The sequence below is a fragment of the Paraburkholderia nemoris genome, assembly GCF_905221015.1.
Taxonomy (GTDB): Bacteria; Pseudomonadota; Gammaproteobacteria; order Burkholderiales; family Burkholderiaceae; genus Paraburkholderia; species Paraburkholderia nemoris.
In genome coordinates, this window is sequence record NZ_CAJNBO010000033.1 from 18,889 (window position 1) to 42,878 (window position 23,990).

Annotated in this window: 26 protein-coding genes; 7 read left to right on the forward strand and 19 right to left on the reverse strand. The window is 58.8% G+C overall.

The window, feature by feature from the left end; genetic code table 11:
- Positions 1 to 28 precede the first annotated feature (28 nt).
- On the reverse strand, positions 29 to 1,039 hold the full coding sequence (virB11, locus tag KHO33_RS35160; protein WP_200567390.1) for a P-type DNA transfer ATPase VirB11: 1,011 nt from the start codon (positions 1,037 to 1,039) through the stop codon (positions 29 to 31).
- Between virB11 and KHO33_RS35165 the strand changes: the two genes are divergently transcribed.
- Positions 1,038 to 1,331 (forward strand): hypothetical protein, encoded by a 294-nt coding sequence (locus KHO33_RS35165; RefSeq protein WP_200567391.1) that lies wholly within the window; start codon positions 1,038 to 1,040, stop codon positions 1,329 to 1,331. The genes virB11 and KHO33_RS35165 overlap by 2 nt on opposite strands.
- Here the strand turns inward: KHO33_RS35165 and KHO33_RS35170 are convergent.
- The 11 genes from KHO33_RS35170 to KHO33_RS35220 form a co-directional block, all read right to left on the reverse strand.
- Positions 1,301 to 2,551, reverse strand: coding sequence for a TrbI/VirB10 family protein (locus KHO33_RS35170; RefSeq protein ID WP_200567392.1), 1,251 nt, complete (start codon positions 2,549 to 2,551; stop codon positions 1,301 to 1,303). The genes KHO33_RS35165 and KHO33_RS35170 overlap by 31 nt on opposite strands.
- Positions 2,548 to 3,324 carry a TrbG/VirB9 family P-type conjugative transfer protein gene (locus KHO33_RS35175; protein ID WP_200567393.1) on the reverse strand — a complete coding sequence of 259 codons (777 nt, stop codon included), beginning with the start codon at positions 3,322 to 3,324 and terminating at the stop codon, positions 2,548 to 2,550. Before KHO33_RS35175 ends, KHO33_RS35170 begins: the two co-directional genes overlap by 4 nt.
- A gap of 17 nt (positions 3,325 to 3,341) precedes the next feature.
- Complete coding sequence (locus KHO33_RS35180; RefSeq protein ID WP_200567394.1) at positions 3,342 to 3,752, reverse strand: TrbG/VirB9 family P-type conjugative transfer protein; 411 nt, start codon at positions 3,750 to 3,752, stop codon at positions 3,342 to 3,344.
- Between the two features lies 1 nt (position 3,753).
- Entirely contained in the window at positions 3,754 to 4,461 is a 708-nt protein-coding gene (locus KHO33_RS35185; protein ID WP_200567395.1) for a type IV secretion system protein, read from the reverse strand.
- Positions 4,455 to 5,546 (reverse strand): type IV secretion system protein, encoded by a 1,092-nt coding sequence (locus tag KHO33_RS35190; protein ID WP_200567396.1) that lies wholly within the window; start codon positions 5,544 to 5,546, stop codon positions 4,455 to 4,457. Before KHO33_RS35190 ends, KHO33_RS35185 begins: the two co-directional genes overlap by 7 nt.
- Position 5,547: 1 nt before the next feature.
- On the reverse strand, positions 5,548 to 5,856 hold the full coding sequence (locus tag KHO33_RS35195; RefSeq protein ID WP_200567397.1) for a hypothetical protein: 309 nt from the start codon (positions 5,854 to 5,856) through the stop codon (positions 5,548 to 5,550).
- Positions 5,857 to 6,044: 188 nt separating this feature from the next.
- Positions 6,045 to 6,695, reverse strand: a complete 651-nt coding sequence (locus KHO33_RS35200) for a type IV secretion system protein (RefSeq protein ID WP_200567398.1) — start codon at positions 6,693 to 6,695, stop codon at positions 6,045 to 6,047.
- The gene (locus tag KHO33_RS35205) at positions 6,692 to 6,928 is read right to left on the reverse strand and encodes a DUF3717 domain-containing protein (protein ID WP_200567399.1); all 237 of its coding nucleotides are present in this window, start codon (positions 6,926 to 6,928) and stop codon (positions 6,692 to 6,694) included. The genes KHO33_RS35200 and KHO33_RS35205 overlap by 4 nt, the downstream gene beginning before the upstream one ends.
- A 256-nt stretch (positions 6,929 to 7,184) precedes the next feature.
- Positions 7,185 to 9,704 (reverse strand): VirB4 family type IV secretion/conjugal transfer ATPase, encoded by a 2,520-nt coding sequence (locus KHO33_RS35210; protein ID WP_200567438.1) that lies wholly within the window; start codon positions 9,702 to 9,704, stop codon positions 7,185 to 7,187.
- Positions 9,691 to 9,975 carry a VirB3 family type IV secretion system protein gene (locus KHO33_RS35215; protein WP_179741880.1) on the reverse strand — a complete coding sequence of 95 codons (285 nt, stop codon included), beginning with the start codon at positions 9,973 to 9,975 and terminating at the stop codon, positions 9,691 to 9,693. Before KHO33_RS35215 ends, KHO33_RS35210 begins: the two co-directional genes overlap by 14 nt.
- A gap of 9 nt (positions 9,976 to 9,984) precedes the next feature.
- The gene (locus KHO33_RS35220) at positions 9,985 to 10,362 is read right to left on the reverse strand and encodes a mating pair formation protein (RefSeq protein ID WP_200567400.1); all 378 of its coding nucleotides are present in this window, start codon (positions 10,360 to 10,362) and stop codon (positions 9,985 to 9,987) included.
- Positions 10,363 to 10,698: 336 nt separating this feature from the next.
- Here KHO33_RS35220 and KHO33_RS35225 point away from each other — a divergent pair, with 336 nt between their 5' ends.
- Positions 10,699 to 10,995 (forward strand): Arc family DNA-binding protein, encoded by a 297-nt coding sequence (locus KHO33_RS35225; protein WP_236074763.1) that lies wholly within the window; start codon positions 10,699 to 10,701, stop codon positions 10,993 to 10,995.
- A gap of 182 nt (positions 10,996 to 11,177) precedes the next feature.
- Here the strand turns inward: KHO33_RS35225 and KHO33_RS35230 are convergent, their stop codons facing one another.
- The 5 genes from KHO33_RS35230 to KHO33_RS35250 form a co-directional block, all read right to left on the reverse strand.
- Positions 11,178 to 12,200, reverse strand: a complete 1,023-nt coding sequence (locus KHO33_RS35230) for a helix-turn-helix transcriptional regulator (RefSeq protein ID WP_200567401.1) — start codon at positions 12,198 to 12,200, stop codon at positions 11,178 to 11,180.
- A 12-nt stretch (positions 12,201 to 12,212) separates the two neighbouring features.
- A complete protein-coding gene (locus KHO33_RS35235; RefSeq protein WP_200567402.1) occupies positions 12,213 to 14,186 on the reverse strand; it encodes a diguanylate cyclase domain-containing protein in 1,974 nt (657 codons plus the stop codon).
- Between the two features lie 314 nt (positions 14,187 to 14,500).
- The gene (locus tag KHO33_RS35240; RefSeq protein WP_200567403.1) at positions 14,501 to 15,727 is read right to left on the reverse strand and encodes a replication initiation protein; all 1,227 of its coding nucleotides are present in this window, start codon (positions 15,725 to 15,727) and stop codon (positions 14,501 to 14,503) included.
- Between the two features lie 1,189 nt (positions 15,728 to 16,916).
- Complete coding sequence (locus tag KHO33_RS35245; protein ID WP_200567404.1) at positions 16,917 to 17,237, reverse strand: hypothetical protein; 321 nt, start codon at positions 17,235 to 17,237, stop codon at positions 16,917 to 16,919.
- A gap of 1 nt (position 17,238) precedes the next feature.
- Positions 17,239 to 17,928, reverse strand: a complete 690-nt coding sequence (locus tag KHO33_RS35250; RefSeq protein WP_200567405.1) for a ParA family protein — start codon at positions 17,926 to 17,928, stop codon at positions 17,239 to 17,241.
- 1,240 nt (positions 17,929 to 19,168) lie between these two features.
- On the opposite strand from KHO33_RS35250, the gene KHO33_RS35255 reads away from it, so the two are divergent.
- Together KHO33_RS35255 and KHO33_RS35260 are read left to right on the forward strand one after the other, a co-directional pair.
- The gene (locus tag KHO33_RS35255; protein WP_200567406.1) at positions 19,169 to 19,447 is read left to right on the forward strand and encodes an antitoxin of toxin-antitoxin stability system; all 279 of its coding nucleotides are present in this window, start codon (positions 19,169 to 19,171) and stop codon (positions 19,445 to 19,447) included.
- A complete protein-coding gene (locus KHO33_RS35260; RefSeq protein WP_200567407.1) occupies positions 19,444 to 19,728 on the forward strand; it encodes a type II toxin-antitoxin system RelE/ParE family toxin in 285 nt (94 codons plus the stop codon). Before KHO33_RS35255 ends, KHO33_RS35260 begins: the two co-directional genes overlap by 4 nt.
- 369 nt (positions 19,729 to 20,097) lie before the next feature.
- Here KHO33_RS35260 and KHO33_RS35265 read toward each other — a convergent pair whose 3' ends face one another.
- The gene (locus tag KHO33_RS35265) at positions 20,098 to 21,282 is read right to left on the reverse strand and encodes a tyrosine-type recombinase/integrase (protein WP_200567408.1); all 1,185 of its coding nucleotides are present in this window, start codon (positions 21,280 to 21,282) and stop codon (positions 20,098 to 20,100) included.
- Positions 21,279 to 21,848, reverse strand: coding sequence for a hypothetical protein (locus KHO33_RS35270; protein ID WP_200567409.1), 570 nt, complete (start codon positions 21,846 to 21,848; stop codon positions 21,279 to 21,281). The genes KHO33_RS35265 and KHO33_RS35270 overlap by 4 nt, the downstream gene beginning before the upstream one ends.
- A gap of 460 nt (positions 21,849 to 22,308) precedes the next feature.
- Here KHO33_RS35270 and KHO33_RS35275 point away from each other — a divergent pair, with 460 nt between their 5' ends.
- Genes KHO33_RS35275 through KHO33_RS35280 form a run of 3 tightly spaced genes read left to right on the forward strand, consistent with a single transcriptional unit; the run spans position 22,309 to position 23,791 of the window.
- Positions 22,309 to 22,950, forward strand: a complete 642-nt coding sequence (locus KHO33_RS35275) for a hypothetical protein (RefSeq protein ID WP_200567410.1) — start codon at positions 22,309 to 22,311, stop codon at positions 22,948 to 22,950.
- Positions 22,947 to 23,072, forward strand: a complete 126-nt coding sequence (locus KHO33_RS42685; RefSeq protein WP_267915725.1) for a hypothetical protein — start codon at positions 22,947 to 22,949, stop codon at positions 23,070 to 23,072. Before KHO33_RS35275 ends, KHO33_RS42685 begins: the two co-directional genes overlap by 4 nt.
- Positions 23,073 to 23,089: 17 nt before the next feature.
- A complete protein-coding gene (locus KHO33_RS35280) occupies positions 23,090 to 23,791 on the forward strand; it encodes a hypothetical protein (RefSeq protein ID WP_200567411.1) in 702 nt (233 codons plus the stop codon).
- The last annotated feature ends 199 nt before the right edge of the window (positions 23,792 to 23,990 follow it).

Below are 23,990 nucleotides of genomic sequence, written 5' to 3' on the forward strand. Positions count from 1 at the left end.
GCTTGGCACCAGAGACGCGACGAGCGATTTAATGCGGGACATAGAGCACCTTGCTGATTCCCCGCACCCCATCGTCGTAGCGATGCATCTGCACCACGACGTCGATGAGACTGCGGGCGTAGTCGATAATCTCGGGACGCTGCAAGGTCGAACCGAAGCGCATGACCATCTGCGCGAGGCGTTCGAACATGTGTTCTGGGCTTGTTGCGTGCAGCGTCGTCATCCAGCCACCGTGACCGGAATTCAGCATTTCGAGCGCGACGTATGCTTCCGCGCCGCGCAGTTCGCCTGGAATCACGCGATCAGGCGACAGCCGCAACGACGCTTCCATCAGTTCAACTGGCGTCACATTTGCCGTGCCCTGATTACCCCGTGAATACAGCAGGTTCACCGTATTGGCCTGCGGCGGCCGTAGCTCGCGCGCGTCTTCAATCGTCACGATCCGCTCAGCCGGCGAGATCTCTTTCAGAAGCATGTTGATGAACTCCGTCTTGCCAGCAAAAGTCGGTGCGCTCACAACGATGTTCTTTTTCGCCTTGACGGCAAGCCGCAGGAAGGCCGGCCACGCACGATCCCGATAAAGCGATATCAGTTTCCTGTCGATGTCTTCCGAATCCGCTAACGGCTCATTGACCCGATCAAAAGCCCTACTCTCCTCGTAGTACTGCATCGTCAGATCGAGCGTCGAGGGTTTGCGGATCGCGATCGCGATCGTGTGGGCCGGCACCGCTGGGGGTTGAACAACCTGGATCCGGAAATCGCGGTTGCCCGGCCCCGTCAGTTCCGAAGGGATCGAGGCCGCGAGAAGCGGGCGTTTCGCATCTGTCTCCTGGTCCGAGTGATGCGCCACGAGCTCGGCAAAGTCCCGCAACGTGCTTTCGGTTAATACTGGCGTATCCACCCGATCCATGAAGCGCATGCCCTTCCGGCCGGCCCATACGACGCCGGGACCATTCACCGCGATCTCCGAGACATCGGCGTCATCGAAAAGCGGCCGGATGGACTCGGTGCGGTTGAAGAATGCCGGCACAATCGACATGTCAGCGCCCCCGGATGCGTTCGGCGCGAGCCACCACACCGGCCTGTTGCACGGCGGGCCGATCGAGGCAAACCTGCGCATCGAAACACTGGCGGGCAACGGCCTTAAGCTTTGCCTGCGCAAGCATCAGGTACCTTCCGCCATCCCGCGCGAAGTCCCTGAATATCTGTGCCTGCAACGCATCGGCAACCGCGTCGTCAAGCTGGCGGCGCAGTTCGCCTGCGGCGACTTCGCGTTGAACGTGCGAGATATCTGTTGCCATCAGCCCACCTCGCCATCCGGCTTGCAGTAGTCGGAAAAGTCCAGTTCGTGCTCGACCTGAATACGCACCCGCGTACCCTGGTCGTTTTTGAGTGTCGGCGGGATGTTGACGTAGCCGCCCAGCAGCTGCTGCGAAGACTGCGCCATCGACGACTGGACGTTCTCGCGGTACATCGCAGATGAGTTATTGCGGTCCGAGGACGACACCCCGTAATTCGATGCGCCCGCGCCAAGGATTGCCAACGTCGCGCTCATGCCGAGGATCTGGCCAACGTGGTTATCAACGTCGGCATCGATGCCCGCCGATCCGAGCTGATCGGCAACCGGTGAGTCGACATGGATCTTGACGCCATCCGGACGCAAGGCGACGGCGCTTGCAATGAAGGTTCGTTCCTGCCCCTTGCGCACAGACGAATTCGGTTTGCCTGTAATGCGCGTGCCCCACGGCAGCAGCGCAATCCTGCCCTGCTCCCCGTAAGCATCCCGATCCAGCATGATCGTGATGGAACCAGGCAGGTCCGAGATAATGCGCGGCACCAGATGGCCCTCAAGGATTGCCCCCGGCTCCATCTTGCATTGCAGGTTGTCGATCTTTTGCGCCTTGGACGTAGAGTCGTCGGCGCTCGAAACACTGCGCGCGAAGGCCGAATTCGGATCATTCGGGCCATCACCGCCAGAACGGCGACCCAGGCCTGCCTCGCCCTGCTGACCATCGGCGGGCGCGCCCGCATCGTCTGAACCATCGCCACCCGTGTCAGAACCAAACAGGCCCGATTTCATCCGTGCCTCACGTAGCGCTTCGGCTTTTCTGCGTGCCTGCTCAGCTGCTGCAGCCGCCTGACGTTGACGCTCCGCAGCCCGTCGCGCTTCGTCCGGATCAACGCCCGAGCTTGCCGCTGGTGCCGACGCAGCTGCCGCCATCGACGCCGGAAGTTTCTGCCGGCCAGCATCCAGCGGCGCGGCCTTCGTCGTGTCTTCGTCAATCTTCGGCTTGTCGGAGCTGCTCGATGGCGCTGGCGCGTCATGCTTCATCGCGTAGAACCCACCGGCACACAGCAAAACCAGAATCACGCCGGCGACCGTGAAAAAGGTCTGACGCCGGCCGCGGGTAGGATCGGCCGCCAGCGATGTCTGCCGCAGCGCATCAGCTGCGCGCCGGCGCTCGTTCAGGCTGTCGCCTGCATCGCCCGGCTCGCCCCCTGGCTGCCCGCTGTCGCGAGGCAAATCATTCGGGTCATCAGGCGTATTCAATTTCCGCCTCCCCAGGGTGAGCGCTGCGCCTGCGTCACCGCACCCTGTTGCGACCGGATCACGCACAAGGTGCGATCGCCATCGCGCAGCGTAAAGCGGTCAGCCATCTGCTCGATCACCAGGTATGGCCCTTCCCTGCGCATGGGCGCAAGCGCCTCGGTGCCGTCCCGGTCAACTACGTAAATGGTCGGTTTGGGCTTGCCGATGGTGGTCAGAAAGTAAGTGAACTGCCCGTCGTCAAACACGCGCTGCAGCCCGAACGAACCTTCGTCACCCGACACCTGATAATTCTTGTTAACCACGCGGGGCTGCGAATACGACGCGTCAGAGACTCCGCCCGAATCGTCGCTCCATCCATCGTTTCCGTCAGCCGGATACAGGAAGCGCACCGCATAGGTCGCGCGTTCCGGATTCTTGGAACTGGACAGGCGGAAGTAATAGACGTGGTTGCTTGTCGTGACCGTCAGATTGGTTCTTGCATCAGGTTCGACTGGCTTGAGCACAAGATGATTGCGAAACTTCAGGACCTGCCAGCCGATTGAATCGCCGATCGCCTTGTTGAGGATCTTTTCCCCAGGCGCGAACTCGATCGTCGTCGCATAACCATAGACACCCGTGATTTCGTAGACCTGATTCGGATCGAACTGAAGCTGGCATACCCGGTTGTCCGTGATCACACAGCGCGGATTTTTGGCAGCTTGCGCGTTCACACCCATAACGACGCACGCAATGCCAATTGACCATGCCAGCATGCCGTGGTGAATCGTTTTCATGTCGTTCCCTCTCCTGGTTAGTACGCCGAGGGCGTCACGAAATGCACGATGTGCGCGGCCTGCAGCGCATCGTCAATCGACACTATCTGCAGGTGGTAAGTGCCGCGCGTCGTCGTGACATTCAGCCCCATCTTTTCGCCTGGCATGTCGGCCGTCACCTGCAGCGTGTCTCCCGTTCGTTGAACATGAAAGACCGGTGCCGTGCTCTGCGCGACGGCCTTGATGTGTTCGTCGCGCGGAAAGTCAATCGCCAGCAAGGTCCTGTCAGCAACCGTCAGGTCGTAGATCTGGTCCGGCATGTACGGCAGGCGCTGCACGTTGCCTTCCGTACCCCGTAGGACAGGATCAGCAGCCGTTACTGCGTGAGCCACGGCCGACAGCGCCACCGCTACTGCCACTGCCGCCAAGGCGCTCCTGACTGTTCGCATCTCAACCTCCAGATGGGGCCGGCGCACCCGGCTCTGTGTTCGGCTCGAAGCCGGTCACCATGAATCCCGTCCCGTTGATGTAGCGGTTCTGCGGCGTCAACGCCTGCTTCACGAAGTCGTAGCGGAACAGCACATGCCAGTACACCGTCTTGTTGTCGCCGTTCCCGTCGTTGTACGTCGTGAACGTTGCTTCAGCCTTGTGATCGTCCCGGTCGAGAATCCGCACGCGAACCTCCTTGACCCGGCGCACCGTCGTCTCGGCGATGCTGTAGTACGGGTTGTCCTTGTTCTTAGCGTCCATCTCGTGGTTGAAGCTGTCCGCAACGTTCGATGCAGAATGCAGCCTGACGTAATCAATATGGTCCTGGCGAAACGCGCGATCGAGCGTGTAGCGTTCCGTCACGTAACGGGCAAGCTCGCTTTCGATCACGGCATCTTTCGAACTGAGCACCGCAGGTGTGCCGATCTCGCTTTTTGCAACGTGGTTGTGCGTGTCAAGGGTGAGCACCACTGGTGGCACATACTCTTGATTAGCCTTGTCGTAGGCCATCGAAGCCAGCGCAAGGCCCGCGATCGGCCACGCTACCATCGCAAGCAGATATGCCCGATTCCGGGATAGGCGAATCGCTTCATAGGATTCGGCTGGCGGTGCGTCAGGCGTTGACGCATTCCGTGCCCTGGATGATTTCTGAAGAATCGTGCTCACCATTGACCTCCATCAGATGCGCCGCTCGAAGGCGCTGTGCCTCCTGGGCCGCCCGGTTGTCCGGCACCCGATGGGCTCGACATGCTTGAAGCGCTCGTAGCGCCGCCCGAGGACAACGCCCGCTCGATCCGCGCAAGCTGGTTGCCGTGAGCAGTTTGTGTGTTGCTGATGCTGGTCAGTGCAGTCGTCGCGCCCGGATTTGCGCCGGCGCCGCCTCGCCCACCGCCGGAAAACTTCGACATGATCTGGGACATCATGAAGCCGCCGATCATGTCCGCCATGCCACTGCCGGCGGCGCCGCTCGATGTCAGTGCGGACGCCAGGGGGCGAATAGTAAAGGCCATGAAAAGCGCTATTGCGCCGGCGATAATGATTGCGGCGAAGGCATCCTTTGCCGTCATCGCATTCGGATCCATCTGCGAGACAAACTGATCGGTGATATCGAAGCTGAATTTCACGATGACACCGAGCAGGATTCCGACCAGGGCGAACTTCGCCATCGCCGCGAACCAGCTCATGCCGAATCCGCGCGTGCTGTTCCACATCAACGTCGGCACGAACAAGGGGAAGAGCAGCATCGTGACCGCAAAGCCCATGTCAGACCCAACCTTCAGGACGAGAGCGATCAGGACCATCGCTGAATTGACGATCTGCAAAGCCAGTCCGAGAAGAACGATGCCGATATTGAGCATCGACTGCTTCATCATCTGGCCCGATGCATCTGAAAACTTGTTGTAGTCGTTCTCCAGATATTGCGTCATCGACTGCCCACCCATCAACGAACTTACGGTGTCGTCACGCAGCTCCTGGAATGAGTGAAAGATCTGTCCGGCCAGCCCGCCCCAGTTCAATGCTGCAAACACGAACATGATCGTGAGCAGCATCCTCACCAAAGGCCATACGTCCGCTGGATCGCGCCCGGAATGAACCCGCATCACCTTCACCGCCACCCATATCATCGCGAGATACAACGCGGGTTGCGTGACCGCGTGCCCAAGCACCGGGTAGTTGGTCGACAGAAACGCTTCCGTCCGCGAGGGGATGCTGTCGAACAGCGTCTGGATAAATTGATCTACCGGATCGGCCATGTCACTTGCTCGCTCCGAAGAACCTATCGTTAAGCGCTGCGGCCGCCGCCGTGCAATCCCTTGCTTCCGGCGTGTCGGCGCCGACCCCGATACCGTGGTTCTTGCATTCAGCCAGTCGTTGCTTCATCTCGCCCTGATGCGCGAGGTAATACGCTTCGGTCTTCGGCTCGAACGCCGGCACAGTCTGCGCGGGGGGTTCGATAGTGCTACCACCCGTGCCACTGGTATGCACGACGTAAACGATCAAGCCGCCGCAACCAACGACTGAGACCGCGAGAAGGAACCAAGTGAGTTTGCCCGTCCAAGTCATATGCCTGTCTCCAGTTTCAGTTGCCCGTGCGCCGGCGGGCCCACGGTGCGCCTGTTACGCCTTCTGCCCGATCAGATGAAAATCGCACGCGCACGGCGATTTCGATATCGCGCCGGAATGCGCACAACCGGCGAGACACGTGGCCCCAGCGATCAGTAGGTAAAAAGCGATGCGTCGCATGTTGTCCCTCACTTCGATACGTTCTGAAAAAACTTCGTGCGAGCCGCCGTCGCCTGATTACTTTCATTCACCTGGTTCGCGGTCAGATTCGCATTGATGGCCTGCAATTTCGTTTGCGCGGACTGTGCCATGCCCAGCTCGGCCGACATGCGATTCTGCAGATCGGCTGCATCCTTGACGTTCTGCGTCGTGTCGACCTGTTGCGACAGGTTCTGGAAGTTACGCAGGTGCGTTTGCGCCTCGTCGTACAGCGACTCTCCGCCGGCCAGCGCCGAACGAACTGAGTCCGTACTCATCTTGTAGTTCGCGCCCTCGCCCTGGTCTGCGAAGTCGCCGGGTGACATGGTGTTCATCACCTTTTCGTACGTCGCCTGTCGGCTGCCGTAGACGCCGCTCTTCTGCTGCGATACAACGTCCTGCCAACTGCCCGGCACAATGGACGACGCGTCGATTGCATCGGTCAGCCCCTGTCCGCCCCGCCCGTACGAACCGGTTACCGCGCCGTATTGCTGCTTGAGCGTGTCGTATTCCTGCTTGAGCTGGGCGAGTTGCGCGGCCAGCGCTGTCCACGTCCCGGCGTCGCCGACCGGGACGCCCGTTGCGAAAGCTGTCGTCGACATGACCATCATTGCGATGGCCGCTACGGATATACCTTTCATTTCTGCACCTCCGCTTCCTGTTGCACGGTTGACATCCGGACGAAGACGCGCAAGGCATCGCGCTGCACGTCGTCGAGTTCGTTATCCGCCAGCACGCGATGGTCAGCGATTGTCTTGCCATAAAGCCTCGCCAGCGCGCATCCCACAGCGCTGCCGGCAAACCCGGCATCAGATAACGCGCGCACACGCCACCAGTGGATCGCCGCTTCTATTTCACCGAGCGTGAACTGCATGCCGCCGCTCCTGGTTGGCCATCCAGTACACCCTCAAGCCTCGCGCCCACGACCACGCATACACAAAACAAAGCACGAGCACGCCGTACTGCTGCGATTTCCACGCCATCCAGAACCAGAAAGGTTGCCCTGCAAGCCCACAGATGCAGGCCCACCTCCGCCAGTGTTCGCGTCGGTCCTGCGACAGGAAAACGCTCGCAGCACCAAGTACACCGATTGCAATCTGTCCGATCACAGGTTCACCCCACGTCTCAAGTCAAACGTTGTGCGTCCGTTCAGATAGCGCGCGCGCCATGAACACCGGGACCCACCGGCTCGGGTCCGTTGTGCCCAACTCGGCGCGAACACGATTCATCAACTCAACCGACTTGTCATTCGACGACAGCACGGCCACGAGCTCAGGCATGTCCGACATATCAAACGAGGCGCGCACACTGACTCCACTGCCCTTCTTTATGAGCACCTTGTAGTCCTCTGGCACCGCACGTTCGATAAACTCGAACTCGCTCTGAGAAAAGTCCAGGTTATCTACGTAGTCCCGTCGATCGGCCTTGTCGTTGGCGAGATAGAAGCTCGTCACCGCCTGATTCTTGACGGCCGCCACAGGTCGATAAAGCGCGCTAGGCTCCGGCGTGATGAAGAGCGTCGCGCAGTTGCGCCGGCGGAATGTCTCTCGATATGTTTCGATCTTCTGTTGCCAGAACGGGTTGCGGATCAGCATCTGGGCTTCATCCCACACGATGATTGCGGGTGATCCGTCGAGCGATTGTTCGATACGATGCGTCAGATAGTTGAGCAGGACAGGAAGCTCCGGCTTCGCTTCCTTGTCCTTCATTAGCTCCCGCATCTCATAGCGGTAGTGACGGTGTGTTGCCACATCGAGCGTGTCATGTTCGTTGTCGAAGACCGCTGCATTCGCGCCATCGCCGTGCCACACGGCAATCGCCCGATACAGATCCGAATTCTTCCCTCCGAAGCGCCACGCGAGATTGCGCAAGCGACGGTCCTCGAACCTGGTCTTGCTGTCATCGAAGTTGTCATTGACCGCTATTGCTATGCGTTCGATGTCGTCGACGGTGAGCACATAGCCGTAACACGTCGCCATCATCTGCAGCAGCTCGCGCAGCATCGCGCGATTCTGTTCCGTGTCTAGCATCTTGCAGGGATTGCCAAGGGACCGTGACAGGCTGAGTACGATGTCGGCTCCGCCCATAGCCTGCATGAACACGGTGCTCCCGTTCTCCCGGTCGAACCAGTGCACCCGGGGCTCGAACTTATCGGCCTGGCTGGTGATCATCGCAACAAGCAACGTCTTGCCTACCCCCGTTTTCGCCCCAAAATTACCGTGTGCGGGCACCATCCCCGCACGCTCCTCATGCAGGTTGAGGTAATAGCCGGTCTGACCTTCTGTCGGCAGAACCATGAGGCACTCCCCCCAAAGGTTCCCGTCGAAGCGTCCCTGTGGAAAGCTATGCAGCGATGCAAAGGCGGCAAACTGGATCGTCTCTACCTTGCCGACCCGGCCGTTGTGCCGCTTCGTGGCGCCCGGTATCTGAGACCAGACGGCGCGCTCCATTCCGGTCGTCTCTACAACGGGTTTCACGCCCCAGCTCTTGAAACATTCGCCCGTCTTTCCCACGGCATCGTCCAGCGCCTCAAGCGCCTTCAAAGCAGCTTCCTGCGAGCGCCCTTCTACCGGCACGTGAACGAGGACACTCACGTGATGCGTGCCGAGCACGGCCTTGTTGGCCGCCTGCCGCATGCGCAGAGCGGTGATTTCCGCCGACATGCCGACTGTCGTCCGGTCGTGCGACAGCCGGGCTTCGCTGGTCGACGTCGCCATGCTGGCGTCAAGCTTGTCGATCGGGAAAAACTTCTGCGTAACGATCAGTTCGGCGTGCAGCCGCTGGAATCTGTCTGCCATCCCGGCGACAGCGCCATCAGGCCAGCGCGACATGGCGAGCACCTGTCCGATGCGGCGATGGTTGAGCCCGTTGACCTCAAAAACGTCTTTCCCCAGGATCGGGTTGCGGCCGAAATGCAGATACGAACTCGCGATCGCCTCGGCCAGGTTGTATGAGTCAGCCAGCACGGGGCCGTCTTCCTGCGTGAGCAGATAGCGCAGGAAACGCGCCATCTCACAACAGGGTCCGATTTCCGTTTCGACGCGGCCCAGCCGGCGAGGCGCGTAGTGCGCCAGCGATTTCATCAGTGAGTTGACCTTCTCTTCAAGGTCACGCGCCTGCCGCGACTCCGTTTCAAGCTTGTCGTTGGCGCCAGAAGGATTGAACGCATTGAATACGCGATCGAGCCGCCCCACTACCCCGCTGTAGTGCCGGTAGCGCACGATGGCAATATAGATTTCGTGCTGATATAACGACCGCGTCTGGAAACGCGCTTTCAGTTTTTCATTGAGGAAATTCGGAAACCAGTTCGAATACTTGCCGGTGGGCCACCGGTTGGCCTTGCGCCGGATCTCGTACACGTAGATGCCCACGTTGCTGTCAGCGATCGACTCCAGCGCGGTGTTCCGCTGATGCTTGTAAGCATCGACGCCGATGTCATCCAGCATTTCAGCGTAGAGCCCCTGGAGACGCACTATCTGCACCAGTCCGCTGTCGAGCGTGCGCAACGTATGGCCGTTGTAGTGCGCGTTCAGGCCGAACGGAAGTTCGCGCGATGCGTGCAGATCGGCCGCATCATCCTTGTCTGCCTCGCTCCGCTGAACGAATGGCGACGCGCCGAAATGACGATCAAGAAAGTCACCGAGGGGCATATGTCTTCGCTCCGCCCCAGTATTTGAGGCTACGTGGCTTCGCCGTCGCGCCAAAACTCTGATACGCGACCGAGAACGCGAACATGTCTTTCGCGGTAATCAGATAGGAGCCGATGACCAGAAAGGGCACGGCGAGCATCACCGGCCACCATTTGAGGAACATGAAGACGACCGCGGGCAATACGAACGAACCGAGGAACAGCTCAGCCAGGCAGCCCCATATCATCCAGGGTTGCACCATGCCTTTCGGGATTTCGTGTACTTCACGCATGGCCTCACCTCATATCTGCGATGAGGCGACCGACGCTGCATAGCGGACGATCGAGGGGACCGCGAAGAAGACAAACGAGCAGACAACTGCGATCACCGCACCCTTCATCGGAATCCAGCCCTTCGGCACCCCAAGCACACAGATACCGAGAATGGCCATGAAGACATAGGGGCCGGCATCGATGAACAACCAGCTCACGAAATCGCGGACCAACCCTGTGCCGGTGCTGTAGTCCATCGCATTTGCAAACTCTGGAGTCAGCACTGTCAGCAATAGCGTACAAACCAAGCCGCCTACGCAATTCCTAAGCTCGGTACGCGCGCGAAAGTTGCGGAAAGCAGCCCGGAAAAATAAGCGCGTGCGCGTGCCTATAATGGCGTTACCCATGTTTGAAGCTCCCAAGGTTTGAATGTGGCCAGGCAGATAGCGGTGTTACCAGCACCGGTATCTGCCGCTCAGTTATTTTCAGTGCGATGCCCCTCCTTATCACGAGACGGAGAACAGTTTGGCTGGCTCCGCGCTGCACCCGTTTCTTCCATCACTGCCCTGAGTTCCACGACGAGTTGAGCGTTCTTCGAGCGCAATCCCTGTTCGGCCCGGCCCCTCAGCCACTCGTCGATTTCTTGCGGCAACCGATATTGCGATCTGACAATCGATTTCATCCGAACCCCTATCGTGTCACTATATAGTGACCTACAGTCACTATACGGTAGTGACTGCGTAGTGTCAAATACGCAAATGGAAGACACATACCGCTCACAGTTCCGGCTGCCTTATCCGCTTTACGATCAGCTCAAAAGAGCCGCGGACGAGAACCGTCGACCACTCAACACGGAACTGGTCGTGCGGCTTGAGTCGACCTTTGCACCGCTGGCTCCGCAAACTTACGGTCCAGATGAGGCCGCTGAAGATCTTCGCGCGGCCTTGTCGAAAGTGACGCTGGCAGAGTTGATGACGCAGGCCGAATTCGACGCGCTCGCCGCTCGCTTTCTCGATGCGCTAGGCAAGCGACACAAGTGAACGCCGGGCGCATGTCCTGTACAACGTTTGCGGAACTGATCAGATCGACCCACTACCGTGAAGCTCCTGTAGTGACACTATGGCGTAGCGGTAGTGGCGAATTCAAGCCATCGAATTGGTATGCAGAACGGAATTTGTTCTATTGACGCGATGCGCGGCGCAATGCGCGCATGCCAATGATTTCAATCGAGCAACCCATGGGCGGCCGCCTTTTCGACGGCTTCTGTAATTCTCGTTGCGCCCGTTTTCCTTGTGATTCGCTGGTAGATAGTTTTATAGACCGTGTGTACGGACACGCCCAATTGATCGGCCACGTGAGACGCGCTACCGCCATCCCGCAGCGTGCGCAGGATCTGCGTCTCTTCTTCGCTCAGATCGTATTTTGCCAAAGCGTTCAGGCGCACCTGCGATACATGCCAGTCCAGCAGCTCTGACGACAGGGCGCGGAACAGCACTCGGTTATCCCACAGTACCTCCTCGCCACTTGGCGCTCGAAGCGAATTGCTAACATGCAGCAGCCCGACAAGACCATGACCATGCATATGGGATGGGACAACGATTCCGCTTGCAAAGCCGTGCTTGCGCGCCTCTGTAATCAGCCAGTGATCGGCGCGGTGCACATTCACATGCGATGTAAGCGCAGGTGCAACATTCGCCCGGGCGTACATCACACATGGATCATTCAAGTACCACAGCTTCGCGATGTACTGTTGCATCCAGCCAAGCCTGCAACCAACGAGATAACGTGTTTCTAGCGGGTCGCCCGTGGCAGGATTTGCACCGTCAAAACGGATCCATTGATAAGTGAACTGAGTTCCGCCCAGACCCGCAACTATTGCACGTACCGTGGACAGCAGCGCACCTTCAGTTGCACACATTGAGAGCTCGCCAATCAATCTGACTGGGTCGCATGTTCCGTCCGCCATTGGCCGATCACCCTCCACCGCTGCAGCATACTTCTGTCGGATGCGATCGTAACTTCCCTGCAAGCGAGTCTCATATGGATCAGCAGCCGCAAAGTCCGACAGATCGTCTACGCCATTTATCGCGAGAATCTGGCTGAACGACGCGCCATCGCTCCGAATCAACCTTCGCGTCAGTATGCAGTCCTGCGACAGACTCAGCTCCACGCGCTCATTGAAAATGTGGTGTCCGTCTTCAAGCAGTGGAGTGGGTGTAACCGGCTCGATCACTTTCGCCCGCATCGACGCATACCTCTACATCGATGAATTCGTCGCGGAGAAGGCATCGGTAACGAAACGACCTTGCACCTCAGCTCCGGGGAATTGCGTCAGCCACTTGAACTGCTCCTGGCTGTCCACACCATGAACCAAGACGCTCAATCCCATGTCGCCACAAACACCGACTATGCCTTTGACGAGCGCTCGAGAAACCGGTTCAGAAGGCACGCGCTCCACAAGCTCTTCGTCAATGCAAAGGCCATCAACAGGCAACTTCGTTAGATTCGGAAACACCGAATCTGCCGTGAGAGCGGCAAGAATCTGAACGCCTGTGGAACGTATCGTCTTCAGCTTGTCGAGAATATGCGATGCGGCCTGATCCAGGCGGTGCTGGACGATGAGCCGTAGTGCCGATGGCTCCAACGCGTGCTCACGCAAACATTCGGATACGCAACCAGTGAGGTCGCCGTCAACGAGCTGTGCGTACGGCACATTGAGGGTGACGTGCTGAACACTCTGCCCAGCGGCACGCCACTCACGCATCTGCCGACAGGCCTCAGTCAACTGGAACTCGCCGAGTTGGACCCCAAAGCCCGATGACTCGATCATTGAGAAAAGCTCGCGGCCCTCGATGGAAGCTGCATCACGCCTATCCCATTGCACCGCGGCAAGAAGACCGCGTGCCGTCCCGTCGACGGTGTAGCAGTCTCGATAGTCCAGCGAGAACTCCTTCCTGAGAAATCCATACTGAAGCGTCTGATAGAACTCCAGTCCGCGCTCAGCGCGTTCGGACAGTTCCGACGTATACACATGACACGCGCTGATATCTTTGCTCTTGCCAACTGCCTTGGCGGCATACATCGCTAGATCAGCGCGCGTTAGAAGATCGAAAGCGCTGTCTCCATGCTTCACATGTTCGACCACACCAATGCTTGCACGCATCCGGTAGCTATTCGCGCGAAGCACGAAGGCAAGCTCAAAGTCTTCTACGACACGGTTTGCAAATTCCTGCGCCGCGAAGCGGGCAAAATCACTGCTAATGACGATCACGAATTCGTCGCCACTTACCCGCATGACCTCCTGCTCGCCACAAGCGACGCGCTGCAGGCGTTTGGCCACCTGTTTGAGCAGTTGATCCCCATCCTTGTGCCCGAGGGAGTCGTTGATCCGCTTGAAGTTGTCAAGATCAATGAAGAGAAGAGAGAGCCGCCCAACGCTTTCCGGGGTCATCGTCAGGGCGCCCAAGCGATCCATCAGATAGTTCCGGTTCCGCAGGCCAGTCAGCATGTCGGTGTTGGCAAGTTCGGCGAGGCGATCGCGCGCCTGGCGTTCTTCTGTGATGTCTACGCCCGAACAAATCAAAAAGGTATCGTCAGGACGATCACCTGTCCGCGCGAATTTGTTGCGGAACAAGAACAGCCGCGGGCCCCTGATTGTCTTTACCGTCCGCTCAACCTCATACGCCTCGCCGCGCCGGAAAAACCCCTCGATGTTCTGACGTGACTCGCTTCCATCCTCGTGGGACATAAACAGGTCCCACGCATTTTTCCCGATAACGTCAGCTTCCTTGAGGCCAGAGATCTCTTCGGCGAGCCTGTTAAAACGTTGAATAGCGCCGTCGCGATTCAATATCACAACAAGCGAGTTGACTTCTGACAGGATCGTCTCGGCAAATGACAGCCCGCGCGCCAGGTCACCTGCAACGGCTTCAGCATTAATACTCGGAGAGGCCGTTCCGGTCCACCGTGTCCGATCAACCTTCCGCCCCACCAAGTGCAGGCGAAACCTTTTTTCAAACAGTATTGCATCCACAGTCACGCTCGACGTGACACCAGTAAGTGCGCGGATTTTTGCGGCCTGCTCAGCAGAAAGCGCTACGGCGGCAGCGACCGGTCCGGTGATCGGACTAAGTTCGAGGGCATTACTATCGTGAGACAGTTGCCAGCGCGGACTCAACGTTTCAAACGTTGCCCGAAATAAGGTTATCGCTTCGTGTTCGTGAAGATCCATCAGCGAAAGATAAATTGTCTGACGGATTAAACGGGACAGTTTTTACGAACTGTTACAGCGCCGCAATGCATACAGCATTAACCAGATCACCGGCATAATGCTTTCTGAATATCGAACGCACAACGCAAACAATAAGCCAGCTTGTGCAACAGGTCCGGATTGGCAATAAAACTCTGAAGAGACCCAGCAAGTTATCTTTGGGCGGCGCAATGGGTTAACCGTCTGGGTCATTCTGCAGGACTGTCTCGTAGTCCACGAGTCTGTATCAAAGGAAACGCGTGTCGCCGGCCCGTCGCCGACTGGGCACTTCGTCGTCACGCCTGCGCGTTCGCCCGGCTTGAAATCGTGGCGCGCAACCAGGCCGTGAATGCCGTGCGCTCGACTGCGTCTTTGAACGTCGCAGTTTCTTTCTGATAGGTCTTGCCCTTGCCCCCATCAGCGAGGTATGCCTCGGCCAATTGCCGTCGCTCGTCGGGTGAAAGCGCTTTAATGGCGGCCGTCGTCTGTTTGGCTCGTGCATCCGCTGCGTCTTCGCGCGCCCTCTCCTTCTCGCGCTCGGCTGATGCCTCTTTCTTCTTCTGCGCTTGCTCTCCATCAACCTGGGTCATGTCAATGTCGCTGCCCTTCTCGAATACAGTCCGCGCGTAACCACCAGCACTGCCCTTTATCTGCTTCTTCCGAGCACGCTCTTCGACATAGATCGCGGTCTTCAGAGCCCTCTCGGGCTCCTGCTGAATCCAACTTATCGCAAGTCGATCGCCTATGCCTAACGCAGTGAGGCGCTTAAATGCATCGGACTCGCGAATTATTCTCTGGTCTTCATCTTCACTGCCGTCGTACACAGACCGCTGCGGATTGTCCTCCACAAGAAAACGGATCTGTACTACCCGCCGAGCTTCGCGTTTGTATTCTGGAGTAACAATGATATTTGAAACCTGATTGATCTCCTGCACAGCCTTTTTTATGACTTCGCTCGAAAAGTGCTTGAACTCGTCGTACATGCTTGCGTCTGCACCTAAGAGCCGGCGCCAGGTATCCACCGAAATCCACCCTGTAGAACCGGTGCGCTTAAAGCGCAAACAGTTCTCGTAAAGCGCGAGGGCATAGCCGCCACTGAACTGCCGCTGAACGTTGATGTTGATGAGCGTATAGATGTCGGGGTTCGCTAACTTTTGGGCCAACCAATCGCTGTACTCATACGAGCAGACGCCGTTCTTGATGCCCGCATAACCGATCAACGGAGAAGCGTCCCAGTCTGACTTGCCACCTTCGTGCAGAAGGTCGAAGGAGATGGGGGTCGACATTACCTTGAGAAGAGCCCGCTTCAGCGCATCGGTGTTCTTGCTGTCGAACCCAAGCATCGTACATAAGATGCCAACCGGTAGCTTGTGAGTCTTCTTCGTCAGGAGTTCATCGAAGGCGTTGAGCAATAAGACGTTAACAATCTTGCGCTCGAGGAGCGAGAGCTCGCCGCTCACATGCACAGTCGCAACGTGTTTTCGCAGCTCGCTTGCAGGGAGAACGGGTTTGATATTCGGCATTCTGTCTCCGAGATTGGAGACGATTGTAGAAGCTAAAAGTCATATTTTCAACCCGATCAGCATGACTTTAGCTAGGCGCCCCCATAGACCATGACCTTTCGGGTCATTGCAGGACGATCTTGACCTGAGCGACGTTGAACTGCCTCCCCACAAACCATGACTTTTGCCCAGGCTGCCCTGCGATACGGCGACGAAAGGTCCCCTATTTCTGCCTCAGTTGATCCAAAAGCGCCCCATAAACCATGACTTTACGCGGGCCGCTTTCCCAGGCTTACCCCATAAACCGTGACCTTTCCGCTTTTGTTATCGAGAAAGCGCCCCATAAACCATGACCTTTCGTCGGAAGCACCCGCAGTGCTCGCCCCATAGACCCTGACCTTTCGCGGCCGAAGCCACTTCGCGGCGAAGCTGCAGGTCAATGCTCCGGCGGCCCCACAAACCCTGACCTTTCCCTTGGATCCCACTCGACGGCGCGGTTTCGCGCGCAGGTCCGCCAAGGAAACGGTCGAGCGTAACGAGCGGAAGGCGCTATTTGACTGGTGTTCTGAGTATGCGAGCACTCACTTACGCCGGTATTCGAGAGACAAAAGTCATGGTGTGTGGGGAACTCCTAGGGCTCTAGCTACCGTGTGTGCAGTCCGAGCCCCATAGACCCTGACTTTTCGCCCCACAAACTACGACCTTCTACTTCCGCTGTGGCGAAACGGTGATTGAAAATAGTCTTTAAATCAGATAGTTAGAGCGTCTTTTTAGTTCTTTAGATCACGTGACCCCACGTACCCTGACTTTAACCCATAGAACCTGACTTCTCGGCCTGGTCGCACCCCATAAACCCTGACCGGTCGCCCCATAAACCCTGACCTTGCTGGGCTGTCGACCTTACGCAGCAAGGCTTCCAGCGCGTCAAAGGTTTTAAAGTTGTTGTTTCTTTAAACACAACAACAAACCTGTTGTTGTTCTTCGTATAGACGCTTGGCCCTGAACCCGTCGTCAGGCAGATGCCCGCGACGTATCACGAAGAGATCCTGGTCACGTCGCAACCGTCGGAACCGGCCGGGCCGGATCGCAGCAAGTATGCTGAGCTCGGATGCGCGCTGAGTCCCCGGGAGATACTGCCGAGCAATGAACGGAGCCTTCCGCGCAGTCGCCACGTGACACTGGTAGCCATTAGGTAACTGGTAGCTACCAGTTACCTCCGTTCGTTTTGCTCTAGCGCTTCCAACGCCCGAGCCAACACCTCGCCAAGTGGCACGCCGAGATCGTCCGCAACTTGATAAAGCTTGGCGATTGTCTCGGCAGTAGCCTTTATGTTGATTTGCTGGTTCCGACCGGTTATGTACCGCCGGGGTTGCTTTCCGCGAGGAATCGGTGCGACCGGCTGGCGACTTGGAAAATTGTTGTCCGCGGCGATCCTATCGATGACGTCTGGCCGGAGAGCCTTACTCTGCCGCTCCCCGGAAGTCTTCGGAGCGAAATCGGCGAGATCGTCGAGGGGGTTTACGCGGGTCATGTTATGCAGCCTCCGTAGCAGACGCCGTCTTGTTCTGCCGCAGCGTGGATACTACCTCGGTAGCGAAGGCCTCCGCGTTTGCAATTGCCTTGTCAAGATTTGAAACTTCACGAGGATTCAGGTGCGCGAGCGGTTCCCCAAAGGAGAACATGGCCTTGAAAGCTTCCCGTTCGTTGAGTTCGGTTGCGAAGACCGTGATCCCGGCGTCAGCGAAAGCTGTATTGATGTGAGCCATGGTTCGGGTTCGAATGATCGGACTGGTACGGGTCAGTAAGACGCCGTAGGGCACCGGTCGCCGCGACATCTTCTCTTGCTGCTTGATGACCCGCAGCGCACGGGACGCTTGTTTCGCATCCAGTTGCGATCCTTGGGTAGGTACGATGACGAGATCTGCCTGGCTCACGGCCAACAGAACGATCTTGGCCGCGGTGCCTTCGAGATCGACGATAACGAACGGGGTCTGGACGGCAGCCTCTTCGATGATCTCAATCATGTTTTCTTCGTCCGCATCGGACACGACTCGCAGTCTCTTCGGCGTATTCTCACCGCTCGCCCATGTATGGATCGGGTGATTCGGGTCGGCGTCCACGACCGTCACATCGGCGCTTCGGGCAAGTTGTTCTGCGAGTACGAGCGCGGAAGTTGTTTTCCCCGCCCCACCCTTCGGGCTCACAAAAACGATTGTTGGCATGCAACTCTCCGTTGTGAGCGAGACAGAGGAGACTATCTCGCGATATGTTGAGGGTAGCTATCGGATACCAGAAGGCTATCAGCTACGGCGAGGATACCGGATAGCTACATAGTATCCAATACATTGCAGTCACTTGTTGCGACTTCACATCAAGTAGCTATCAGGTAGCTATCTGGTAGCTAACAAGAAAGCTACCTGGTGGTTTGTTCCGGCCGTCGGAACGTTAGGGACCACGCTGCGTAGCGCACGACGTTGAGTGAATAGTTGGCTACTAGATAGCTACTGGAGCGCTATGTAGTAGCTACCAGTGCACGAAGGCACGCATATCTCGAGGGGCGTTCACTTGAGGGGAAACTGGAGATCTTTGCCCCGCAAGTTTGGTAGCTACTCGATAGCTACTATAAAAGTTGGTTGATGCTGAGCAGTTGATGCCCGTCGGGTGTCAAAGCCACGACATGGTAGCTATCCGATAGCTTGCTACCAACAACGGGAGCCGGCTATCTTACTTCCGGCCCCGTAGAAGGGCAGGGCAGCGGATGTTCGATGGTAGATACCAATCGGGTATCAGATAGCTACTCGCGGAAGTTGTTTCCCTCGCCGCACCCTTCGGGCTCCCAAAAACGATCGGTATCCTCGCCGTAGCTGATAACCTTTTGGTATCCGATAGCTACTATAGAAGTTAGTTGATGCCGAGCGGTTGATGCCCGTCGGATGCAAAAGCGATGGTAGCTATCCGATAGCTTGCTACCAACAACGGGAAACGGCTACCTTACTTCCGGTCCCGTAGTAGGGCAGGGCAGCGCAGGTTCGATGGTGGATACCAATTGGGTATCGGATAGCTACTCGGCACCATCTAATCTTGTTGTTTCCGGGCTCGACTCGTGAGTCGTTCCGAGAATTCGTGTGAATAAAGGGACGCTCGGCGCCCTCGAAATCCAGCAACCACCCGAAAGCAGAGGGACGGTGCTCGCACAACTAACGTTGTGTCTATCGGCTCGCAAATTTCAACCAAATCTGTAACGCCTTCCGAGCCGGCCGCCGACGGCCGGGCGTCGCGACGTTTGTCCTCGAGTCGGTACAGGACATGCTGCTGAAGCTCGCGCTGCAGACCGCGCGCGACGACAATGAAGATCTGCATGGGCAAACCCGCCCATCAGTCAAACACCTTGCAGGGCAGCGACCGCATATGGTAATTAAAACGTATATACTTGGTTAGTATTTATGGCCGGAGATTGCCCCCATGTCGAAAGAAGCCGTATTCACAATGAAGCTCGAACCGGAGCTGCGCGCCGAGTTCATGGCCGAAGCCGAAGCCGCGCATCGGCCGGCGTCGCAGGTGCTGCGCGAGCTGATGCGCGATTTCGTGCAGCGCCAGCGCGAGGCGCGCGAATATGATGAGTTCCTGCGTCGCAAGGTCGAAGCCGGCCGCGCCTCGATGCGTGCCGGCCGCGGCCGTCCGGATGATGAGGTTGAAGCGAGGTTCGCCGCCCGGCGCGCCAGTGTGGCAGGCAAGGCGTGAGGGTCGTCTGGACGCCAGAAGCGGAACAGGACCGCGATGACGTGTGGGACTACATCGCGACCGACAACGTGGCCGCCGCTGCCCGGATGGACGAGCTATTCAGCGATGTTGTCGCGCAGCTGGCCGACTTCCCCCTGATGGGTCGGGCCGGAAAAATTGCCGGCACCCGTGAGCTGGTACTGCACGAAAGCTATCGCCTGGTGTATGAGGTCGAAGGCGAAACAGTCTGGGTGCTTGCACTGGTTCACACCGCGCGCCGGTGGCCGCCAATCCGCGATTAGACAGGGGGCCCGGATGAGCCGGTCACCGCCATCGCGCCGGAAACCAACGTCGAAGGTGGCGCACGCGCGGTCGACGGCAGATGAAGACCAGATTCGTTGAAATCCAGCCACAACTAATTATGTGGGCCTTTCCGGCCCCAATGTGCCGGTTTACCGCCAGGGCCGTGTCTGCTAATTGGTACTGGCAGACAGGCCCGGCGGGGCGGAACAGCGACTATCATGTAGAGGTGGTCCGTGCTCACGGCACGTGACTACCCACGGAGCAGCGGCGGGGCTGGCGGGCAAACTGGCCGCCCGTCGCTGCTCCGCCAGAACCGGTCCGCGACGTGCGGGCCGTTTTTTGTGCGACTTCAATGCCGCTAACTCCGGTTAGCGGCGTTGTCGGGCGAGGGTGGTCGCCAGAGCGCGTTTCAGCGGTTCGTCGTCGACGTACTGGTTGAAGGTCCGCGCGTCGGCGTGTCCCATGTTGTCAAGCGCCGAGCGGGCGTCCAGGCCGTTTTTCATGCCTTCGGCCAGGCCCTTGGCGTAGCTGTGCCGGAGCCAGTGGGTCGACGCCTGTTCGAGGCGGGCGGCGTCCGTTGCCCGGCCCGACCCGCGGGCGTAGTCAGCTGTTTCGCGACAGAGACCAGTCACGAGGTGCCAGACCGCAGTGCGGCTACGCACGCCTTTCCACTGCCCCCACTTCGTGCGCCGCACTGACAGCACGAGTGGCAGGGTTTCGTCCGGCGCCGGCACCGGCGGCAGGCCGAAGGCGAGCCGGTACGCCTGCAGCGATAGCGCGATCGCGTCGCACGGCACCCAGCGGGCCTTGCCGCCCTTGCCACGCTCGATGCGCAGTAGCCACTGGAAGGGCGGGGCACCCGGAAACTCGCGGCGCAACCCTTCCGGTACCGGCTCGATGCGCACATGGCCCATCGCGCAATGAACCGCCTCGCTGGTGCGCACGCCGGTGTGCTCGAACAGGTCGACCAGAAACAGGTCTCGCGCCTTGGCGAGCCGCGCCTCGGTGGAAGGCTCGTCACGCGCGCGGATTGCCTCGCGCAGCAGCACGCAGTCGTCGACTGACAGGAATCGTGACTGCTTTTCCGGCTCGCGCCGGCCCACGGTGGGCAGGCCCACCGCCGGGTTCAGCTGCAGGTAGCCGGTGTCGCGCAGCCAGTCGAACAGGCTCGTGATGATTTTCTGGGTCTGGCCGGCCGAGCGGTCCGACAGCGGCCCGAGGAACGGCCGCCAGTCGGGCGAACCGCGCCGCACGCCGCGGGAGCGCACCGCCCATGGCGCTGGCGCCTGCAGGAAGCCGATGTAGGCGGAAAACTCGTCCAGCGTCCATGCCGAGATCGGCACCTTGATCTGACGGGCGTACCAGAAGAGGCGCTCCGCCTCGATGCGGTACTGCGCGAGCGTGGTCGCCGCGAGCCGCCCGCGACCGGTTGCCTTGGCCTTCAGCCAGCGGCCGACGATCGCCTCGTCGGTGAGCCCCGGCGGCAGGATCGGGCTCGCAAGCCGGTTCGAGGGCAGGCCACCCGCTGGCTGGATGATGGAAGGTGTTGTCATAGGGGAAAAAAGTACGCCACCTTGTACAGGCTCGTCAGCGCGGCCAGTGCGGCCATCGTGTACGGCAGCCCGATATCCACGCCGGCGCGGGAGGCGGTCGCGGCCTGCAACGCGCCCACTGCGCTGACCCGTATGCGGTCGGCGCGCGGCAACGTGTACGCCGGCTGGTTGCCACCGTACCGGCCATACGCGCCACCCGGCCAGATTGCGTGGAATTGCACGCCGACCCGTCCCCGCCACCACGGCTGCCCGGCGGTCGGTTCGGCGGTGCCGATCTGCAGGTCATCCACCTCGCTGGCCCGGCCATCCCGTGCCATGTGCTTCTCGATGTCACCGTCGAGGAATTCGGCGGAGTCATCGAAGAAACTGACAGCCACACCTTGCAGGAAATACCGTCGGACCGCCGATTCGATCCGACGGATCGTCGCCACGCGGCGCAGTTCGCGGAACCGCTCGGCGACGTAGGCACGCTCCCGCAGGGTTTCATCGGAATGGTGATACCGCATTACCACATAGAGCAGCGTCACCGCGAGCGCCAGCGTCGGTTGAAGGAAAAGTTGCAGCACCTCCGGTCAGCCGGCAGTCGGCGAGGGCTGGGTTGCTGTCTGTGCCATAACAACTTTTGCTTCTGCGGGTGAAGAAGCGAAAGTCGAAAACGCCACGCGAAGGAAGAGAATGTCTGAAATGTCACATGCCCTGGTACTGCCCGGCCGGCATGTCCGTGAAACAGAGGGCTGATCTACTTCAGCAACCGAAGAAGCAATGGCGGTAGGGCTTTGCGGCCAGTTTTGCCGACTTTCCGTTGGATTGTTTCACGGCTGGACGCGGTGAACGAGCAGTCAGATCGCCCAAATTTTGTAATGTGCATATGCACATCAAAGGATGCGAAAAAACGTAGCGAATGACACGTATTTTGTAGTGATTGTATTGGCATGCGAAACCGCAATCACGTCGCTGCCAGAAGGGGCCGATGTCCGGGTCGTTTTGTACTAAAACATGATGGTCGGGCAAACCGGAGTGTTGTCGATGATACCACCACGTTTCTTGCGGGCAGTCAACAACGCACGTCCGCACGGCGCGCATCGATATGACCTCTTCGGTCCGAAGATCGGGCGCCGGCTAACCCTGTTCGGGCGGCTCGCCTTCGATCTCTGGGTTCGTCTCGAATCAGACCCGCACGTAGTCACTTACTGCGAGCGGCCCCTGTGCATCCCGGACGCGAAGCCGTCCCGGGTTGTCGACTTCTGGATCCGCACGCATCACGACGAGAGATTGTGTGTCGTACTGCGGACGGCGGAATGGACTTCTGTGGAGCGAGGACATTCCCTGTTCCCGGCTTTTCAGTCGTGGAGCCGGGCGTGTTCGATGCAGGTGCAGATGATTCATCCGCAAGATCTCGACGACCCACCTGTGCTACGCGAGAACCGGATCATGATGCTCCGTTACCTCGTGAGCGGTCACGCCCTCCCGGTCGACGGATTGATGCACGGCCTGCTCATTGCGTGCGGCAATGGCACCACGTTGGCAGAACTCGAACGGCAATTCCCGACGGCCGATCCGATGCTGGTCCGTTCCGCGGCGTTCAGACTGGTGCTTGATGGACAGGTTCGATGTCCTACGCTTGCACTGGAACCACTCGGGCTGCGTACCCGTCTGGAGCGGCCATGAAGAAGATCGCTTTTGGGATGTTGCGGTTCGACCGCCGCTCCATTCCGCCGGATCTGACAGATATCGGGCAAGGCCGGGCGCCGACGACAGCGCGCTGTCTGACGAGGGGCGCGATCTGCTGAAGCGCCGCATCAGGGCGATGACCTTGTTTGTGGATGGACATACACCCCTTCGCGAAATCAGCCGGGAAACGGGAGTTGGCTTCAACGACCTCTATCGCGTCTTCGAGCGATGCATCACGCAGCACGAGGACGGCCGAATCTTCGGCTGCCGCGCATTGATCCCTTATCAGCACACGCGGTCGTACGACCGACGCTCGCCGGTCAAGCCATCCCGCGAGGGCATTGCAAGCAATGCCAGCGGCGCCTTCAGCCAGTTGCTGCGGCGCTATCCGGACATCGCTCGCTGGATCGAACGCAAGGTCGCCGAGCGCAGTAGGAAGCACGCGGAGCTCACCGAAGTTCACCGGCACCTGTGGCGCCTACATGGAGGCTTTCTTGCGCAATGCCGGCAGGCGGGCATCCAGGCGCACGAATATCCGTTCAACCAGAAATATCTTGGCGAGCGATCGCTCGCCAGTCACGCTCGCGCGCTGTCGAACCGTAATTTCGACGCGGCGGCTCGAGCAGCAGGCGCCCAGCAGATCAGCCATCGCTGGAACGACGATCCTGAAGCCGTTCGCAAACCCGCAACCCGTCCATTTGAGGCGGTCGAATTCGACGGTCACAAGATCGACGTGCGCCTGGCCTGCGCATCGACGATCCGTTCGGTTTCGAAACATTGCTCGTGCTGTACAGGATCTGGATCCTGCTGGTGCTCGATGTGGCAACCCGTGCAGTGATTGGCTATTCGCTCGCGCTGGGCCTACGCGCAAGAGAAAAACGATGGACATCAGCCGGAGCCTTGAAAATATTGGAATCGCCAGCCTGCGTGGTGTCCATCAAATTATAAGAAAAAGTGGACAGAAAGACGGTCGGAGATGTCCATCTTCCGTTCCAAGTTTCGAATGCAGTAATTTCGGGCAAAGGCGCCCGACCCGA